General features: G+C 45.1%; 8 protein-coding genes and 6 tRNA genes. 1 reads left to right on the top strand and 13 read right to left on the bottom strand.

The window, feature by feature from the left end; genetic code table 11:
• Positions 1 to 38: 38 nt before the first annotated feature.
• From AC1DPK_RS08270 to AC1DPK_RS08220, 11 genes are all read right to left on the bottom strand, one after another.
• Positions 39 to 677 (bottom strand): zf-HC2 domain-containing protein, encoded by a 639-nt coding sequence (locus AC1DPK_RS08270; protein ID WP_076271683.1) that lies wholly within the window; start codon positions 675 to 677, stop codon positions 39 to 41.
• A gap of 210 nt (positions 678 to 887) precedes the next feature.
• Positions 888 to 1,454, bottom strand: coding sequence for an RNA polymerase sigma factor SigW (gene sigW / locus AC1DPK_RS08265; protein WP_054025284.1), 567 nt, complete (start codon positions 1,452 to 1,454; stop codon positions 888 to 890).
• Between the two features lie 400 nt (positions 1,455 to 1,854).
• A complete protein-coding gene (locus AC1DPK_RS08260; RefSeq protein ID WP_477509967.1) occupies positions 1,855 to 3,009 on the bottom strand; it encodes a S1C family serine protease in 1,155 nt (384 codons plus the stop codon).
• Positions 3,010 to 3,254: 245 nt separating this feature from the next.
• Positions 3,255 to 6,059: a phosphoenolpyruvate carboxylase gene (ppc, locus tag AC1DPK_RS08255; RefSeq protein WP_441885568.1), complete on the bottom strand. Its 2,805-nt coding sequence runs from the start codon at positions 6,057 to 6,059 to the stop codon at positions 3,255 to 3,257.
• 384 nt (positions 6,060 to 6,443) lie between these two features.
• Positions 6,444 to 11,756, bottom strand: a complete 5,313-nt coding sequence (locus AC1DPK_RS08250) for a choice-of-anchor I family protein (protein WP_477509966.1) — start codon at positions 11,754 to 11,756, stop codon at positions 6,444 to 6,446.
• A gap of 2,341 nt (positions 11,757 to 14,097) precedes the next feature.
• Positions 14,098 to 14,171 (bottom strand) — tRNA-Gly (locus AC1DPK_RS08245).
• A 14-nt stretch (positions 14,172 to 14,185) separates the two neighbouring features.
• Positions 14,186 to 14,262: transfer RNA gene (locus AC1DPK_RS08240), tRNA-Pro, on the bottom strand.
• 34 nt (positions 14,263 to 14,296) lie between these two features.
• A tRNA-Arg gene (locus AC1DPK_RS08235) sits at positions 14,297 to 14,373 on the bottom strand.
• A gap of 8 nt (positions 14,374 to 14,381) precedes the next feature.
• Positions 14,382 to 14,456, bottom strand: a tRNA-Gly gene (locus tag AC1DPK_RS08230).
• Positions 14,457 to 14,868: 412 nt separating this feature from the next.
• Positions 14,869 to 15,726 carry an ABC transporter ATP-binding protein gene (locus tag AC1DPK_RS08225; RefSeq protein WP_076271911.1) on the bottom strand — a complete coding sequence of 286 codons (858 nt, stop codon included), beginning with the start codon at positions 15,724 to 15,726 and terminating at the stop codon, positions 14,869 to 14,871.
• Positions 15,727 to 15,965: 239 nt separating this feature from the next.
• Positions 15,966 to 18,425, bottom strand: coding sequence for a phosphodiester glycosidase family protein (locus AC1DPK_RS08220; protein ID WP_477509965.1), 2,460 nt, complete (start codon positions 18,423 to 18,425; stop codon positions 15,966 to 15,968).
• A 362-nt stretch (positions 18,426 to 18,787) separates the two neighbouring features.
• On the opposite strand from AC1DPK_RS08220, the gene AC1DPK_RS08215 reads away from it, so the two are divergent.
• The gene (locus AC1DPK_RS08215) at positions 18,788 to 19,291 is read left to right on the top strand and encodes a GNAT family N-acetyltransferase (RefSeq protein WP_477509964.1); all 504 of its coding nucleotides are present in this window, start codon (positions 18,788 to 18,790) and stop codon (positions 19,289 to 19,291) included.
• 118 nt (positions 19,292 to 19,409) lie between these two features.
• On the opposite strand, the gene AC1DPK_RS08210 is transcribed toward AC1DPK_RS08215, so the two are convergent.
• Positions 19,410 to 19,492: transfer RNA gene (locus AC1DPK_RS08210), tRNA-Leu, on the bottom strand.
• A gap of 97 nt (positions 19,493 to 19,589) precedes the next feature.
• Positions 19,590 to 19,672 (bottom strand) — tRNA-Leu (locus AC1DPK_RS08205).
• Positions 19,673 to 19,723 lie beyond the last annotated feature (51 nt).

Raw genomic sequence — 19,723 nt, 5'->3', positions numbered from 1 at the left:
TTAAAAAACGCCCCCCTGCAACAGGGAGGCAGCTTGCTTTAGCGAGCGTTACCGCCAAAAGTTTGCGTTACTTTGTACCAGAACCAATCGAGCGCTTGATCAATCGTTCTGCTCTGACCCGCGATATGGCCGGTTGAAGCCAGGTTCAAGGTTCCGTCAATGACGGTTACGTTGCCGTCCACCTCGCCCTTAACATCGGCTATTCCATTTTCTACGGTCAAATTACCCGTTAAATGAGCACCCTCTGGCACAATAACTGTATTTCCTTCTATAATGACCTGCTGAAGATCCTCGCCTGCAACAATCAGCTTGGTATCCTCTTCCCACATCGTGAAGAAGCTGCCTAACATAACGAGTACAAACACAGCAGCTGCTGTTACTCCGGGGTACCGATAAATAAAACGTACGATGCGGTTTCTCTGCTTGCTCTGTTTCTTCGGCAGTTGCTGCATAATTCGTTCATTTAAAAGCTCGGATGCCTTCTTGTCATAATCCGCGGCAGGCTTAATCGCTTCTAAAGTCTGGAACACCGCGGCGTCCGTCTTCTGGAGCTGTTCAAACCGGCTGCGACAAGCGGGACAGGAAAGCAAATGAGATTTTAACGTAACGATATCTTCACGCGGCAGCTCGCCGTCCAAATAATCATGCATCCATACGATAGCGACGTTGCAATTCATAGCAGCCAGTCCTTTCTTTCAGTTGCTCGCGCATTAAGTTCTTATCTCGCTATTAGGATACGTTACTAGCAAGAAGGATGTTTCACTTTTTTTCGTAATCGCGTAAGTAATCCTTTGCAGGTAAGGAATTAGCTTGAATTTCTCCCGAAAAGAAGCCTATGTCTGCGCTAGACATGGCTTTCCTTTGGAGGATTGTATCATTATTTGTAATTATAACTTATGCTCAAGCTTCTTCCGAAGAAATTCCCTGCCGCGGTGAACCCGCGTTTTGATCGTCGTGACAGGCATGTCCAGCACATCGCCAATTTCCTGCAACGACAGGTCCTGCATATATCTAAGCGTCATCACGCTCTTATATTTCGGTGGCAGTGAAGCAATAGCCGCATGTATAATGCGCTGTGTGTCCGAGAGAAGCAGCTCTGATTCTGGCGTCCGATTATCGCTCGGTATCATGGAGTAGCCATCCAGCCCCTCGTGATCCGATGACTCCGCATCCAGCGAATAGGTCGGCTTGCGTTTGCGCAGTCGATCAATACATAAGTTCGTAGCAATTCTATATATCCAAGTTGAAAATTTTAACGTTTCATCATATCTATCCAGGTTTTTGTAAACGCGAAGGAACGTATCCTGCACAACATCCTCCGCTTCCTGGCGGCTGTTTAACATTCGATAAGCCATATGAAAGAGCTTGTCTTGATAGAGGTCTACAAGCTCAGCAAAAGCCTGCTGATCGCCTTTAAGCGATAACTTCGCCAGGCGTGCTTCCAATACAATCACCTAAACTCCTCCAAACCTTCCATTCGATCGACTGATCGCCTTGCTCTATTTTATAAATATATAATGTCCGCATCCATACACCCTAGAAAAATCGTAATGCACATGGGCTGAAAAAGCAAGACAATTGAGAAAGATACTTCCAATATGAGCATCGACCCTAATTAGCCGTAATGTTCATAGTCATGAGCAGCAATGTACGTACATCAGGTTCAGGTTTCATTGCCGTTTGCTCCAAAAAATACTAACCGTTCTAATAATTATATAGGTTTGACGTTCAGTCAGCAATCGACCTGAGGCTAGTTGTTTTTTCGACTTTCGGCTAGGAACGCTAAAATAAAGCAAAAAAGGTCTAGGAAACGTAATGTTCCCAGACCTTCAATGTTCATGCGCTTTATATTTATTAAAGTGTATTTGTTTTCAATTGCTCGAGCACCTTTGTAATCGTCGTCGTAGGAATCGCAAAGCCAATGCCTTGTGCCTCAGCGTTCACAGCCGTGTTTATACCAATAACCTCTCCCTTCTCGTTGAGAAGCGGTCCTCCAGAGTTCCCTGGATTAATAGAGGCATCTGTTTGCAGCAAATGCTCGTAATTATGGTTCCCTTGCTCATCTGCAATCGTAATTGGGCGCTCTTTCGCGCTTAACACGCCCATAGTCAACGTTTGATCGAAGCCATATGGATTGCCGATCGCCATCACCCAGTCACCGATTCGCGTTTGGTCAGAGCTTCCCAGTTTAAGAGACGGGAATGCTTTGCCGTTTGGCTCTTCCACCTTAAGCACAGCCAAGTCTAGATCATAACTCGAACCAAGCACCTTTGCTGTTAGAGGCTCGTCATAACCTTGAACCGTTACTTTAACCTCCTTTGCATCCGCAATTACATGCTCGTTAGTCAGAATATAACCATCCGATTCGAAGAAAAAGCCTGTACCAGAGCCTACTAACTCAAGATTTGAACTGCTTGGCTGTTGTTCTTGCGATTCTTGCTGCTGTCCGTTGCTACCCGACCCGCCATTTCCAAAAAACTGTTGAAAGCGTGGATCGTCGAACATGGAGTTCGAACGTGCTGGCTCCCCATAATTTTCGATCTTCACAACCGCGGGGCTCGCAGCTTTATAGACGGAAGCAATATCTTCACTTGAGCTTAGCGATGCTGTAGACAAGCCAGCATCCTGCTGTCCTGAATTGCTTACAACGCTGGAACCCGAGTTTTGAACGGTTTGTTCCCCCCCGCTGAACAGATTGTTTTTATCTGCCATGTAGGAGAAACCGCCAATGACGAGAGCGCCAATCAAAAACGATGCGAGCAGTGTTTTTGCCGAGCTGCCGCCCGCACGCTTTGAACGTTTTTTACCGCCTGGTGCTGACCCTGACCCGCTTCCGCTCCCATCTTGTCCCAGCCCAAGCTCCCTCTCATATGAAGCTCTAAGCTCATTTGTTGATTTGTTGGATTCATAAATATAAGTAGTGACAGGAGTCCGGTTCGTTTCGTTCGATGTATGGTTCGACGTGTAAGTATCACCGCTCGTTTCTGAGCGTTTGTTTTCCTCGTTCATCTCTATCATCCTTTCAATAGTAGGTGTCTGTTTCCTATGTACCTATCATGCAGGATGTACCTTAAACAAAACTTAAGTGGACTATAAAAGAACATAAGAAAAATAGAGTTCTGTTGCAGTTTGTTTTTCTAGCTTCTCACAACAAGRCCTTCCAGCTGCTTTCAACGAAAAAAAGCCAACCACAGTAAATGCCATGGTTGGCTTTGTAGCTATTCTATATTCGCCTAAGCGATTAGTTTGAACAGTTAGCCTGTATTCCGAAGTCCTGCGGCAATGCCGTTGATCGTCAGAAGCACTTCGCGAAGCAGCTCTGGATCATCTTCTTCGTTATCACGCAGTGCACGAAGCTCAGTTAACAGCTGCACTTGCATGTAGCTAAGCGGATCGACGTACGGATTACGAAGACGAATCGACTCTTGGATAACAGGAACATTATCCAAAATTTCCGTTTGGCCTGTGATGCTAAGAATAAGCTCAGATGTAAGCTTATATTCTTCTTCGATTTGCTCAAAAATACGATCGCGGATCGTTTTGTCCTTAATCATATCTGCGTATTCCTTCGCAATAAGCAAATCTGCTTTGGCAAGAGCCATTTGAAGATTGTCAATTAGCGAGCGGAAGAATGGGAACTTCTCGTACATCGTACGAAGCGTGTTCAGCTTTTCCTCGTCGTCGCCAGTATATTGCTTCATTGCAGTACCTGCGGCATACCATGCCGGCAGCAAGTAGCGGCTTTGCGTCCATGCGAACACCCAAGGAATGGCGCGTAAATCCTCGAAACGATCACTGTTTTTCCGTTTGGAAGGACGTGAACCGATGTTCAGCTCGCCAACCTCAGGAAGCGGTGTCGACTCCTTGAAGTACGTCAAGAAATCTGGATCGCGGAAAATAAGATCCTGATACTTCTCGAGTGCCGTCTCGGAAATCGAACGTGCAATTTCTTCCCACTCTGCTTCTGCTTGCGGTGCTTGTTCTGGGTATTTCGCCAGACGAGCAGCCGTAATCAGCGCCCAAGTTGCTTGCTCCAAGCTGCGGTATGCAATACCTTGCATCGAATAACGCGAGGATAGAACCTCACCTTGCTCGGTAATTTTGATGCCGCCGCCGACCGTATGTGGCGGTTGTGCAAGGATACTGCGGTTAAGCGGCATGCCGCCGCGGCCAAGCGCTCCGCCACGGCCGTGGAAGAACTTCAGCTTAACGTCGTACTCTTTGCCGGCTGCTGTAATTTCATTAAGTGCTACGCGCAGCTCCCAGTTCGCTGTAACAACTCCGCCGTCTTTGTTGCTATCGGAATAACCAAGCATAATTTCATGCAGGTTGCCGCGAGCTTCCACCGCTTGACGGTAGATCGGCATTTCGAATAGCTGCTTCATAATAGCTGGTGCTGCATGCAGGTCATCAATCGTTTCAAATAGCGGTACCGATTGCAGTGTACAACGAATCGTGCCGTCCGCTTCCTTGCGGAACAGGCCAACTTCCTTCGCAAACACCATAACCTCAAGCATGTCGCTTGCCGCTTCCGTCATACTAATCAGATAACTTGAAATACAATTTATGCCAAACTCTTGCTGCGCCCGATAAATCGTATGGTATACATTCAAGCATTCACGCGTGGACTCCGTGTAATCTAGATGCCCCGAAGTAAGCGGACGCGGATCATTTAGGAGACGGTGAAGCAGGTCTGTTTTTTCTTCTTCTGGAAGTGCCGCATAATCTGCTGCTACATTCATTTTCGCCAAAATTTCAGCCATCGCATTTTCATGCTCTTGGCTATGCTGACGAACATCAAGTGCCATAAGGTGGAAACCAAACAGCTCCACTTGACGTACTAACTTAGCAAGTGCTGTATCTGCTACATAATCAGCGTAGTGATGACGCAAGCTGCGATCGATAACGAGCAAGTCCTCGCGAAGCTCTTCCGGGTGGTTGTAACGCATTTGCGAACCCTTAAGCGATTCATCGCGTGTATTAGCCAGCTTCTCTAGCATAAAGCCAAGCTTAATACGGTATGGCTCCTTCGTATTTCTCCAAAGATCGACGCACTTAAGCTCAACATGCTCGCGATCCGATCGAATCGAATCGATAAGCTCAGCCGATACCTCGACAAGGTTTGTGCTGAAGCTGAGAAGATCCATAAGCTCGCCTAGTTTTTCTTCGTACTTGCGAATAGCCAGCTGACGGTGCAGCGTTAGCGTTTCCCAAGTTACCTGAGCTTTCACGGATGGGTTACCATCGCGATCGCCGCCGATCCAAGAGCCAAAGCGCAAGTAATCCGGCACATGCCATTTCTCATCTGGATAGTACTTGCTTAGGCAGCGTTCAAGTTCTTCATAAACATTAGGAAGCACCTCGAACAATGTCTCATCAAAATAGTACAAGCCGTTACGAACTTCATCGATAACGGTTGGTTTGCGGTCACGAAGCTCGTCTGTTTGCCACAAAATAAGAACCTCATTCATGAGCTTCTCACGCAGCTTCTCGCGCTCGCGATAGGTTAGTGTTGGATTATCCAGCTCCATCACATCCACAGCAATCCGTTTATGAATATCAAGCACCGCGCGGCGAGTTGCCTCGGTCGGGTGTGCAGTCATTACTAGTTCCAGCGAAATATTGCTCAAAATATCTCTAACTTCCTCGATTGCAATGTCGCGTTCCTTCAGATCTTGAACCGCGCTCTCAATGGAGCCGCGTTGGACCGCTTCGCCAGCAGAAACCTCGTAATCACGTTTCCGTCTAATCCGATGATTTTGCTCTGCAATGTTGACAAGCTGAAAATAAATGGCAAACGCTCTAATCACTTGATGACGTATTTCCGGGTTAAGCGATGATACATTTTCTTTAAATTGATCAAATAATTCCGGTACAAATTCAGCGCGAAGAGATTTACTTTGTTCACGAATCCGTTCTACGATTTCAAGCAGCTCGCGGCCGCCTTGATGAACAAGAACTTCACCGAGAATGTTGCCTAGAAACCGGACATCGCGTCGCAGCAAATTGTTAGCCTGCTGCCGATTTGTGGTCAAAGTAGATGCAGATTGATCCGACATACTGTTCCTCCTAAATTTTTGCGAAGCAACGATCGCTCCGTAAGCATTTACTTGTTTTCCGAAGCAGCAATCGCTTCGAAAGCTTGCTTGTACAACATGAACGTTTTTTTGACTTCTACCATCATACTACAAAAACCTACAGGGTTGAAGCCCTGAAGCCAATCCTAACAAAAACAGATTCACGCAAACGAAGTATATAACCCGCTCCTTTTTGCTGCTTATGTTTCCGTTAAATAATAACTGCGAAAGACAACCCGCTTCAGTTAAGTTAACGATGCTTAATAAATTAGCGAAAGGACTGGTTCAATCCCATAAATAAGACCTCTTATGAAAAAGACCGCAGCACCTCTCTCTGAAGGGCGCTGCGGTCTTGCTCAAGTCGAATTATGACATTAATTGAATTAATTTCGCCAGCATTTTTGCTGCTTCCTCACGGGTAGCCAAATCCTTCGGTGCAAAATAGCTGCCTGCCTTATTTGCATAGATCTTGCCGTTAATGATTCCCGCCTGCTGCACTGCAGCTGCTGCTTCCTTCGCAAATGCACCAATAGATGATGCATCTTCAAACGCTATAGCATTTGTCTGCACGGGCAAATCAAAGTTCATGACTTCAACGAACCTTGCAATCATAGCAACCATTTGCTCACGGCTAATATTGGCTTTAGGATTGAAGCTGCCATCTCCAGCGCCTCCGACAATTTCTTTTTCAGCCGCCCATGCTACCGCCCCTGCAAAGTAATCGGATGACTTCACGTCCGTAAAGCTTGATGACGTGTAATCGTCCAGTTGAGCGCCGGCAATTCTTGCAAGGATGAGTGTGAAATCAGCCCTTGACATGTTAGCCTTTGGAGCAAACTTTTGATTGCCCAAGCCGCCGATTATATCTCTGGAAGATAAGTAAAGGATAGAATCCTTCGCAAAGCTTGATGCAGTGTCCAAAAATGCCACATGATTGTAGCCAACTCCGTAAGTAGAGAAATGGCTTACCGTAAACTGTAATTGACCTGTCGACTTATCGTACACGCTGTTAGGTACAATGCTAAGTTTGCCGTCATTTGCAATATAGTAGATGACTACTGCTTGGCTGTCTTCGTTTGCTTGAAGCGAATAAGGAATGCTAACCCGTGCTGTACCGCCCTTCAGATCGGTAATCGCTGTTTTTCCACCGATCACATCAAACTCATACACAGGATGGCTGCCGATCGTTTCCTTAATCGCACTAGAAAGCTTAGATACATCCGCTTTGTTGACCGCTATGGAAAGCTCGCCATTCCCTGAGGCTGCCGCCAATGTTCCAATAGCCTTAGCATCAAAGGATACGATTCCGAGTCCTGCATTAACATCCAGCGACTTCAATCCCTTAGCTGCAAGCTTAGCGATAGCTTTTTCCTCAAACTTGATAGCCGTTGACTTGGTGTCTGTGTTAGCCGCCATTTTAAACTCAATGGATGCAGGCTTGCCGTTTGATGCTTTATCTAATGCAGCTATTGCTGCATCCAATTGATTTACCGTTACCGTTGCTGTTGTCTTACCGCTGTTATCCGTTTCAGCTTTAAGTGTGCTTACTGCTTTTACGGTCTCACCATTTACGATCGTCACTCCAGCATCTTCAGGTTTTGTAGAAGGTGCAGGCGTCGGCGATGGATTCGGTGTTGGCGATGGAGTTACGATGTTACCTGAAGTAACCGTGACACTCGTCTCAGCGAGACCATATCCGTCAGCACTCGCTGCTGAAATGACCGCTGTTCCGGCTTTTAACGCTGTGACATTTCCATTTGAATCTACGGTTGCCACAGCTGTATTAGAAGAAGTCCATATCGCAGCAGCAGAGCTTCCGCCTACAGGCTGGACAGTTGCAACCAGCTTCGATGCAGTATCTCCAACTTTTAAGGATAAGGAAGCCTTATCCATCGTTACTTTCGTTACATTCAGCTGATATACGCCTACCTTGCCGCCTACCTCGAAAGCAACCAAGAGTAAAGGCATTCCAGTTGGGCTAATGTTAGCCGGAATAAACTCCAAGCCTTCTGGGCCAGTATCTGTATCTAAGTTGTCCTTGCCTTGACTGTCTTTGAACACGCGAGTATTTGTATAATTAGCGAATGTCGCATGCGCAGGATCTGTTACATCATAGGTCATGAAACCACCGATGCGCTCAAGACCAACGAATGCCAAAACCTTATTGCCAACCTTCCCCGTTTTAATATCTTCCGGTTCTGGTCCCTTCTTGCCGCTTCGATCGTCAATGGCTGTCTTACTGTTGCTTGTGTTAAAGAATGCTGGCAAGCGACTGCCCGTTATCGTTTCAAAATCGTTGCCGCTGTCATAGACCTGCTCCATCGAGTTCGCATTCCAGATAGAGAAAGAACGTCCGCCGTACATGTAAATGCCGTCATTGCCCATATCGCTTGCGACTTCAATACCATCATAAGCAGTCTTGCCATTTAGGAAAATCGCTGCCGCTGAAGTCGGATCAAGCTTTCCTTTTAATGCACCTATCGTGCTGCCGTTTGTACGGTTCGGCCATTCTGTTACATCGCCTTCATTAGCTGTAAAAAGGTACGTTTGACCGTTAATCGTATGAGATGCGATGCCATCAGGCATGTACATCCCTTTAAAAGGTACATTTTCCAGCTTAATCGCACCGTCTTTTAGAACGTCGAGAGAATTACGCGGATCATTATAATCCTTTAATCCGAGTGCTTTTACAGCCGTCACTTTGTTCGTTTCGATATCAATAATCGCAATTGCATTATTCTCTTGCAATGACACATAGGCTGTCTTGTTATCATCCGAAAGAGTGATATACTCAGGCTCCAGATCATACACAGCGTCTGCTTTTGTTCCGCTCGATTTAATTTTCCCATCTGCCGGATCTACTTTGCCGCGAATATGAACACCATCCTCGATAACGGACGGATCATCGAAGAGTACATGTGTAACTTTGTTGTTTACTGTATTGACGATCGTTACGCTTCCTTTAGGATCATCTGTACCATTGCGCGGCTCCGCCTCATCCGCAGTAAGGATATACTTTCCATCAGCTGTTGACTTAATCATATCCGGTTGTACACCAGCAGCGTAGGCTGAGATTAAATTACCATCATAATCGAGTACGATGATTTTACCTGGCTTGAGTGGATCCGCCTCTTGTACTGCGACTGAAACACGCTTAGTTGTCGTATTAATATCTACACTAGTTAAATCACCGTATACAAAACCTTCAACCTCGGCCATCGGCTTAACAAGTATCGTTTTTTCTTTACTTAGCGTTCCGTTCCCGCTTCCCAGACTGACAATATCTAAGCTTGGCGGATTACCGGAGCCATTAACTAAATAAAATTTGCCATTGTCTTTGTTGAATTTCACGATCTCGGCAACGCCGCCATCTTTATTGAATTGGCCTACTGAATATTGTCCGATTTTTGAAATATTGAGCGTATCTTTAAACTCAGCGGACGCCGGTTTTATGATCATATCTGCAGCTGCGCTCGCTACAGCCAATCTAACTTCGCTGCCAAAAACTCCAATGGTTCCCGTAGCTTGTGCGTTGTCCCCAACTTCAACCTTCGGAAACGCTCCATTCACATAAAGCAGCATATTGTTATCAAGCTTAATCGTATTAGCCGTTTTGTCCACGGCAGTTACATTGCCTGTAGTTGTCACTCTCCTGCCGTACATATCAGCTGTTACTGAACTAAGCTTATCTACATTAAGCATAGATTTATCGAACGTATCTTCCGCCACTAAGCTAAAAATTTTATTGTTCAGCCTTGTTACCTGTAAGTTGCCTTTTACCCGTACTTCGCCGTCATGAAGACCAGCCGTCCCAGAAACGCGTACCTCTGCACCTACCGGGATGGATGGGTCCATGCCTTCAACAGCAATTGCGCCCGTAAACGATTGTACATAACGCACTGCGTTTGCTTGGCTGTTATCCGATTTAACGGACGGAGTTGTAACCAAACCTTCGACCGTTACCACTTTGTCTGCTGTATTCTTCTGGAGTGAGCCGATAAGCTTCACAAAATCAGGAATGACATCAACGGTTCCCTCTGTTTTCCCACCTCGCGTAGGCGATGGATCCACTACTGCAAAATCAGCAGCATTGTTGTTGGAATCTTGGAAGTTAATGCGGCGCACGCCTTTAACAGCCGCTGGCAGTGAAGCCCCATTCCCTACGGATGTTCCTTCATGCAGGGTAGTTTGAACCGCACCGAAGCCTACCGCATCAACAACTGCCGAAGTGGCGTACACTCCTTGAAATAATTCCACCGTGCCATCCACATCAGACATGCCGATGGATTGCTCTTTCGTGCTTGCATATGCATCAGCTAGGTAAGGATCTCCGTAATTTTTGTCGCTCGTATTGCCCCATGTTGCTTCAAGGCGAACGAGGTAATAATCATGAGGAGCAATGACCGCACCTTCTTCAAAATCATAGCCTTGTACCGTTGTAGCACCTTTATTGCTGTATCTTAAATGATATCCTGCAAGTAATATTGGCGAAGCAGTAGGATTGTAGAGCTCTACAAAATCATACAGGTATGGAGATGCTGCTGGCGGAGTATCTTTATTAATTTTCCCGCCGCCGCCATATACTTCATTAATGAGAACATGAGTTGCTGGAGCTATACTGGATTGAATGGTAAACGCAAACGACTTAACTATGCTAACTGGCGTACCTGCCGTGCTGTCAGTCGCTGTAATCGTCACATTAGTATTTGCTACCGCCTTAGTCGGTGTCCCCGTTAAAGCACCATTTGGCGCAAGACTAAGCCCTTCTGGTAAACCAGTTGCTGTAAAAGTATATGGCGTGTTTCCACCAGTAGCCTGAATAACTGCGGAATATGGAGATCCAACAAAGCCATCAGCAAGAGATGCTGTAGTAATGACTAGCGGCTGGACAATACCCGGCCCCCATGCGCCGTCAGCACCGCTGCGGGGTATTGCTGCTAGTAATGCATCGCCGGTAGCTACCTCATAATCGACTTGTTTGAAATCCGCTTTATTATTGTCTGTATCTACGAAGTTGCTGCGGCGAATGGACTTTTTCTTCGATGTGCCTTCTGCTGAGCCCGTAGGGAATGCAGTCTCATATCCATCGATATTACTATCCTTATCATTGCTTCCTGTACCGACCATATCCACGTAGCCCTCTGGCTTTGATATAAAAGGATTAGGATCAGTCAGTAAAGTTTGATTGCTCATGAGAGCAACCTTCATCCCTTTGTTGTTAATAAAACGCTCCCAAGTAAGATCACTTTTGGCAGAGAGATTTACTTTAGGATTTGCAGCACCTGTAGAAGCTCCTGTTATAAGAAAAGAGGAATGCGCTTTAATCGTTCCGGTCAAATTTAGCATTTCCCAAGCCTTAGTAGCACCTGTCGTTACACCTGGGAGCGGTTCCGCATATTGCAGCGACCAACCAGCAAGATTGACATCACTATCCGTCGGATTATAAAGCTCAATAAAACCGTGAGATAAAAGTATTTCAGCATCCTTACTCAATCCACCGCCATATACTTGATTAATAACAATATGCGGGATCGCTACATTATAGGCGCTGTCTACTGCGTAAGGCGTCCCAGACAATGGCAAACCAGCAGCCATGACAGGTCCACCTGCCAGCACCATGCTGGCCGTAATTTCCGTAGCTAATAATAATGATATTAACCTTTTACTATAGATCTTCAAGTTTTACTCACTCCCATATCTATTATGTTAACTAGAATTGTAGAGAGTTTTTATTTCATAATGATTAATGTTCCATGAAGCTTTTGTAAAGTGCTTGGGGTTTGGTGGGGGTTGGTTATTGGTGGAGTGTTTGGTTATTGGTAGGGTGTTTGGTTCTAGATATAGCGTTTGGTTCTTGGCAAAGCGCATGGTTCTAGATAAAGCGGTTGGTTCTTGGCAACGTTCTTGGTTCTAGATATAGCGTTTGGTTCTTGGCAAAGCGCACGGTCTAGATAAAGCGTTTGATACTTGGCATAGCGCACGGTTCTAGATATAGCGGTTGCTTCTTGGCAAAGCGCATGGTTCTAGATAAAACGTTTGATAAAACGCATTGTAACTACTTGATTAAACACTTGGTAAACCAGTTGATTAAGTGCTTAGTAAGCATTTGATAAAATACTTGATAAACCATTCCAAACCTCGTCTAAGCACATGTTTTACTTTTTTAGTGTATGGGCAAACAAAACAGCCCGCTAAGAGCTTCCAGACGGGATGTTTTGTTTGATAAGTTTATTTTTCTTTACACATATAATATTTTCGACACTCAACATTGGAATACTGTTACGTTTTTTATGGTTAACCTTTAACCCTAACGGACTTGAAATCCGCTATTTCGAGAATTCAAGCTCATTACGTGGATCTAACGGACATAGGATGCGTTAATAGCTCAAAAAGTAGCCAAATTAAGCATCCTGAAACTAAATAAGAGATCCTATGTCCGTTAGTTCTACAAAAGGACGGAATTTCGGCAAATAAGGTATCTCATGTCCGTTAATTCTACACAAGGCTGGAAGCACCACTTATAAGACATCTAGATTCTGTTTGATACGATTATTTATGTTTACATAAATAATATTTTCGGCTCAACATTGGAGTCTGCTCATGCGCTGTTCATGTTCAGTCCTAACGGACATGAAATCCGCTATTTCGAGAATTTAAGCTCGTTACGTGGAACTAACGGACATAGGATGCGTTAATAGCTCGAAAAGTAGCCTAATCAAGCATTCTGAAGCTAAATAAGAGATCCTATGTCCGTTAGTTCTCTAAAAGGATGGAATTTCGGCAAATAAGGTATCTCATGTCCGTTACAGCTCTTACTTGGAAGTTTTAATTGTAGAGAACCCTCACAATTAGCTAAGAATACGTGCGCCTGTACCAATTCATCAAACCCCCACTTTATACCTTCAACTTCCGCTTTAGGTACTTGCCGCTAATATATGATAGTTCACTTTCTTAAGCGTTTTATATAACTTACTTCGCTGCATAAATAACGCTTCTAAGCCGCGCCATTCGAAATTTTTAATCATAACTTGATATTTCAAGAATAGGTTTAAATGTTTTAGGTTCACTGTCTTTGAAACTTAGATTAATGCTTTGCGTAGAAATATTTGTAAATAAAGAAAGAATGAGGTCATTACGAATATAAAACAATCCCTATATGCCCCAACCATTCTTGTGGCTCTGTTTTTTCTTAGCATGTATGAAGCAGGGGACGAGCTACATTGGAAAACATTATAGAGAAGATTTTAGTTTTGGGCTCTGCAATTGGGGTCATATATTTAATTAATTGGCTTACCAAAAAATAAGCTTTAAGTTTATTAGAATTCAAACGTGGTCACTATCGAATCGATATATCGAAGTGTAACTATATTTCTCCAATTCACCTAATGCCAATAAAGGAGAATGATTTAATGAGGCGCAGAACTCGTAATAATAAGGTAGATACTTTTTTTTACAGATTGGAAGTATTTTTTGAAGTATGGATATACCTCCCTCGGCTAATTTTCCGACTATACAAATGGATATTTGATTAGCTTACATACACTTGTTTAGTACAGGGAGTCTCTAAGACGCTTCCGACTAGAATGAAATAAATGTTATGTAAGACCTGGTAAGGCGGTACTAAGCGATATGTCTTTCATGGTGAGAAGGTGTGAATTACTATCCTCCCCTCTATGGGCTAGAGCAGGTTTCTAAGCAAGCGAGAGCTCCCTAATACCCGTTTGTATGATCTATGGCATAAAACGGCGAAGCTACTGCGAGAGAGCGGTTCAGAACTCAAACAAATAGAAGAATGGTTGCTTCATTCATGCGAAGATCGGAACTACAGCAGATATTTATATGCATGATTCTGAAATAACCAGCAGAGAGGCTTCTGATCGGTTTGTGTATCTTAACCCTCAAACAGTTAATTAAAATTTCGCACCATCTTCTGCACCATATTAGGTGCAAGAGGCACTTTTATTGCAATATATAAAAACAAAAAAATCCTTGCTGCGCAAGGCTTTCGGGTTTAAATAGTTGGAGCGGGTGATGGGAATCGAACCCACGCTATTAGCTTGGAAGGCTAAAGTTCTACCATTGAACTACACCCGCAAAGAAAAAAATTATGGTCGGGACGACACGATTTGAACATGCGACCCCCTGGTCCCAAACCAGGTGCTCTACCAAGCTGAGCTACGTCCCGAAGTGTAAATGAATTGCGTCTAATGTTGGGAAAATGGCGCGGCCTAAGAGATTCGAACTCCTGGCCTTTTGATTCGTAGTCAAACGCTCTATCCAGCTGAGCTAAGGCCGCACAATTTATGGAGCGGAAGACGGGAATCGAACCCGCGACCCTCGCCTTGGCAAGGCGATGCTCTACCGCTGAGCCACTTCCGCATGTATTTCTGTCGGCCGTTTGTTTCGTTTATCATCGCGGCGACAAGTAATAATATATCACCCCTGAAAACAAAAAGCAACTGTTTTTTAAAAAAAGTTTTAAATTATTTTAAATCCTTTAAAATACAATGTTCTAATATGGCTGCAAAACCTTATATGGCGCGGAAATATGTGCTTTTAGATTTCATAAATCCAATCATAAAAATCAGCTTAAATGACGTTATATCTTATTACCCGGTTTAATCCTTCCGATTGTTTAGCTCTAATGGATTACATTTTATAAATAACAAATATAAACGGTTCACTTCCCACCCACTCGCTTCTAAGCTCAATATACTACACAGGGCTTATCTAAAAGAACAAAAAACCGCATTTCCAAAGGAAACGCGGTTTACGGCATTCATATTAGTTACTATGCTCCAGCAGCAGCCAATGGTCTCTCTGACTGTGCACGGTTAATCAATGCCACTTTATCAGCAGCAGGCTGGCCGGCTAGTGCATATGGCAAGCAAAGAGGAACGCCTGTACGCGGATCAGGCACGATATCTGCCTCAATGTTAAACACTTCGCGCATAATATCCGGTGTCATAACTTCTGCAGGCGTACCTTCGCCTACAACGACACCCGTTTTAATTGCGATCATATGATGAGCGTAACGTGTCGCGTGATTCAAATCATGAACGACCATGACTACTGTGCGATTATTAGCTGCGTTGAGCTTTTGAAGCAAGTGAAGTACCTCAAGCTGATGTGCCATATCCAGGAAAGTTGTAGGCTCGTCAAGGAATAAAATATCAGTTTCCTGTGCAAGAGACATTGCAATCCATGCACGTTGACGTTGTCCGCCCGATAGATGATCAACCGGACGATCGGCAAAATCAGTCATACCTGTCGCTTCGATTGCCCACTGCACGATACTGCGGTCATCCTTAGTCATCGATCCGAAGCCCTTCTGGTATGGAAAACGACCATAAGAGACAAGCTCAGCTACTGTGAGTCCGTCCGGAGCGGTTGGATTTTGCGGCAAAATTGCCAATTGCTTCGCTACTTCCTTCGTCGATTGCTTATGGATGGACTTCCCGTCCAGAAGTACACTGCCCTTCGAGGGATTCATAATACGGGCCATTGTTTTCAAAATCGTTGATTTACCAGAGCCGTTAGCTCCTACTAGCGCCGTGATTTTCCCTTGAGGTATAGCAATGTTTAAATTCTCAACGATTAGACGGTCATCATAAGCAATATCAAGACTAGAGGTCGTTAAACGAATCATTGAACATGCACGCTCCTTCCGCTGCCTGAGGCAGACACCTTATCATTTTATATTTATATTTCAATAAGTAACGAATATTGATAACGATTATCATTTATTTTCTAATGATAATGTTTCTCATAAAAAAAGTCAATGATAATATAAATAGCATTTATTCATATCGATAAAAATAGAGCCGCATTTAAATAGAAAAGCCGCCCAACAGGTTGGGACGGCTAGCTTTTATCATTTTACATACGTTACCACTTTAGCTTCGTGCCAAATACGAGACCATTGCTTATTAGCCTTCCAGGCGTGGTTATGAGTTTTCCTTGCGCGTACATACCAGAGGATGCTCCTCCGTCCAAATTCATCGCCTGTTCAGCGCCAAGCTGAATCATGATTTGACTCCACTGTTTTATCGTTGCTTTGGAGACAGTAGCTATGACAACAGTCCCGTCCTTTTTGACAAGAATGCCGCTTCTGCCAGCTGCATCGGTCAATATTTTGGAGCTGCTAAACCCTTCACCAGCTGGATTAACTGCCGGTTTCCCATCCTTCACTAGTCTTGGTCCTGCACCAATGGCGGTATGAACGCGAGACCATGCAATCGGACTTTTCGAGAGGTTGGTCATTTCGATCTTATAATCAACCTTCGTCCCCACCTTAAAGCGTGAGGCTAGCTTCTCCTCAGAACCTGTATAGACGAGAACATATCCGTCTGCTGGAATGCTGACATTCTCTTTTTTGCTTATTTTGGTCACGACACCCTTACTGACCGTTACTGAGGTGCCTTGTGCAAATCCAAGCTTAGCACCACGCTTTGGCGTGAACATAATGGCTGACGATGCGCCTGCTGCAGGTGTTCGATTAATAAAATACGCATACCAGTTGTTAGGCGACTTAAAAGAACCGTCTGTTCCACCTAAAATTTTGACGCGCAGCGTATCCATAACTACTTTGCCGTCCCATGTAAAACCAATCGCTGTCCCTGTATTGCCTATATGCTCCACATTGCCGTCTACAATTACCGTTCCATATGGCTCCGGAATGCCGCCATAAGCCTCAAAATAGGTTCCGTTAATCGCTGCGTCTGCACGGTAATCTTTAGCAATCGATTGAAGCGACTGAACGACGCCTATCTTACGGCTTGCCAGGCCTGCAGTAACGGGCATTCCCTTTGGAATGGTAACAGTTTGAACCGTAAACGACTGGCCTGCTGCAACAACCTTCTTGGATTCATGCTTCACCTTTAGGTTCAAGGTAGAGGCTGTAACCTGAATAGGAAGCTTCAGCTGGCCTTTGTAGCCGCTAGCTGTAACATCGACATAAAGATTAGCTGATCCGGCTGAAACCGGGGTTACCACGCTTTTCTCATTGATACGAACGATCGCTGGATTGTCGGAGCGATAGCTGACAGCGACTGGATCGGACAGCTTCAGCTTGTCCGTGAGCAGGAGCCGTGTATCCAGCGGCAGCTTAACCGCCGCCGCTGCTGCATAGGTGATCGCAACGGTGCGAACTGGCCCCGCTGCGATTAATGTACTAGCGGACGCATATACGAAGCGTCCGCTGCCCTGCGGCGCCACACCGCTCGCGGGAACCGCGGTGTGACCGCCGTAGGTGTACGCGATCGACCCGGCAGAGCCGTCGATCGCGTACACAGCGCCGGAACGGCCGCCGGCCAGCACCGTGCCGGCGCCAAGATCCGGCGCAAGCGCCGCGGGGCCAAAGCCTCCCGCCCCGCTGGCGCTAATGCGCCATAGTTCCGCCCCGTCTGCGAGGCGGAACGCAGCTATGCCGTTGCCGCTGCGCTCCGCGGCAACGACAGTACCTTTGTCTCCGGGCACAAGCACCGGAGACGTCCAACCGCCTGCGGGCGCTGCTGCAAGCTCGCGAGTGAAGCGGACTTTGCCGTCCTCTTCATACGCAGCGATAGCTTTGCCCGCAAGCAGCATCACGCCGCCGCTCACATCGCCTGCGATCAGCTTCGCCCCAAGCAGCGTCTGCTCAAGCGACGCTTCCCATACAACTGCATTGCCGCGCACGGCATACAACACGCCATTGCTGCCCAGTACATAGACGCCGCGCTTACCTGCGGCCAGTTCCTTAACCGAGACTCCCTCTGGCAGTAGAGCAGCCTGCTGCTCTCCCACACTGCTCAGCGATAAAACAGCATGCTGATATGCAAAATAAGGAGTACCTTCCCCATCCGTCACCATGCCAGATGGCTCTAATTGTTCCTTTTTCCCTTTAAAATAATAAATACCTTTCTGACCGCCATTGCCGCCTTCATCATATTGATAAAGCCTAGCACCAGTTCCTGCAGTAAATATTTGTCCTTTTCCATTTACGGCTGGGGCGGATAGTTTCGAATATGTGTTTATTCTTTTTAATTCTTTTCCGCCATTATCTAATAAGGATAACCATCCATTATTCGTTACTACCAGCAGCTTTCCACTCGGCATAACAATCGGAGGATATAGAGTACCTTCTGCTTTGTATCGCCAGTACTCGATTTCTGCTTTGCTGGCAGCAGAACCCTTCGCATTAGAAGCCACCGTTTTTGTCTCATTCGTCGATTCTGCCGCAGAAACGGAGGAACCCCTATAAGCTCCCTTACCACCTAATGATTCACTTCCTGTGTAGCTCACATTCAACACTATAATAAGCAGAATAGCTACTACTCTAACAAGCCATTTTTTCATCTTTTGCTGCATCTGACTGATCTCCTTCTCCTTCTTATGTGTAGATTCCAGTTAGTCCCAATGAACTATATCGACAGGTTTATTCTAAAAATGAAGGGATTATATGGATAATAGAGCCCTCAAATTCTATTCAGGAATAGGTTGGCATCCTGTAACTCCCTATGTTACGATCACAAAACCATGTCTACAAATCTAGCAATGGGATTACTATTTCTTTATATAAAACACTAATTCCATTTACTATTTATCCTCAAAACAATTAACCTTGTACATTTTTAACCCCATACGATTGAGCAGGATCACCTTACTGTAGAGGTAGATCGTGTTTTGAACAAGCTATCCTAAGCAAACATAAAAGGAGGATTATAACCAATATGCAAACCACTAGATGCAAGCTGGACCCATTACAACAATCAGATTTAAAATACATGCAAAGGATATATTCGAGTCATGAGGTTAGAAAATACTTAGGCGGAGCTGTACCAGTGGAATATCATCTAAATAAGTTTCTAGATGCTTTAGAGCGCTCATCAACGAAGGAGTCATACATTTGGACGGTTAGACTAAAAGAAAACAATGATTTTATTGGGGTTGTTTCCTTAGATAATCACATAGACGGAAGGTTTAAGGAAATCAGCTATGAATTTCTTCCGCAAAGCTGGGGTAGCGGCTACGCAGCCGAGGTAGTCGTTCAATTATTAATGTACGCACTTCATGAATTAAAGCTTGGCAAAGTAATAGCTGAGACACAAACAGCAAATACTGCTTCCTGCAGGCTCCTTGAGAAGGTAGGCATGCGATTAGAGCATAAGTTGCAAAGATATGGTGCTGAACAAGCGCTATACAGCTTCAATGGTCATTCCGGGCTATTCGATTAATAGATGTGGATGATAAGCGTGGTTATAAAATCAAGCATGATGGATGATTACTACATAATTATTAAACACATATATAAACAGCAAAAAACCCTTGTTCGCCAAGGGTTTCTTCATGGTATGGTGCGCGTAGAGGGACTTGAACCCCCACGGTCGCCCGCTAGATCCTAAGTCTAGTGCGTCTGCCAATTCCGCCATACGCGCATATGTGACTCTTTGAAGCTTAACCATGTTTTGCAGGGCTTCCACCTACATTACTCTGTTGACATACAGAGTGCTTCCCTATGAAGGGTGTTAAATATGGTGCGCGTAGAGGGACTTGAACCCCCACGGTCGCCCGCTAGATCCTAAGTCTAGTGCGTCTGCCAATTCCGCCATACGCGCATATGTGACTCTTTGAAGCTTAACCATGTTTTGCAGGGCTTCCACCTACAT

The organism is Paenibacillus sp. 01T424, from assembly GCF_056398745.1.
This window is presented reverse-complemented; position numbering and strand designations above follow the sequence as displayed.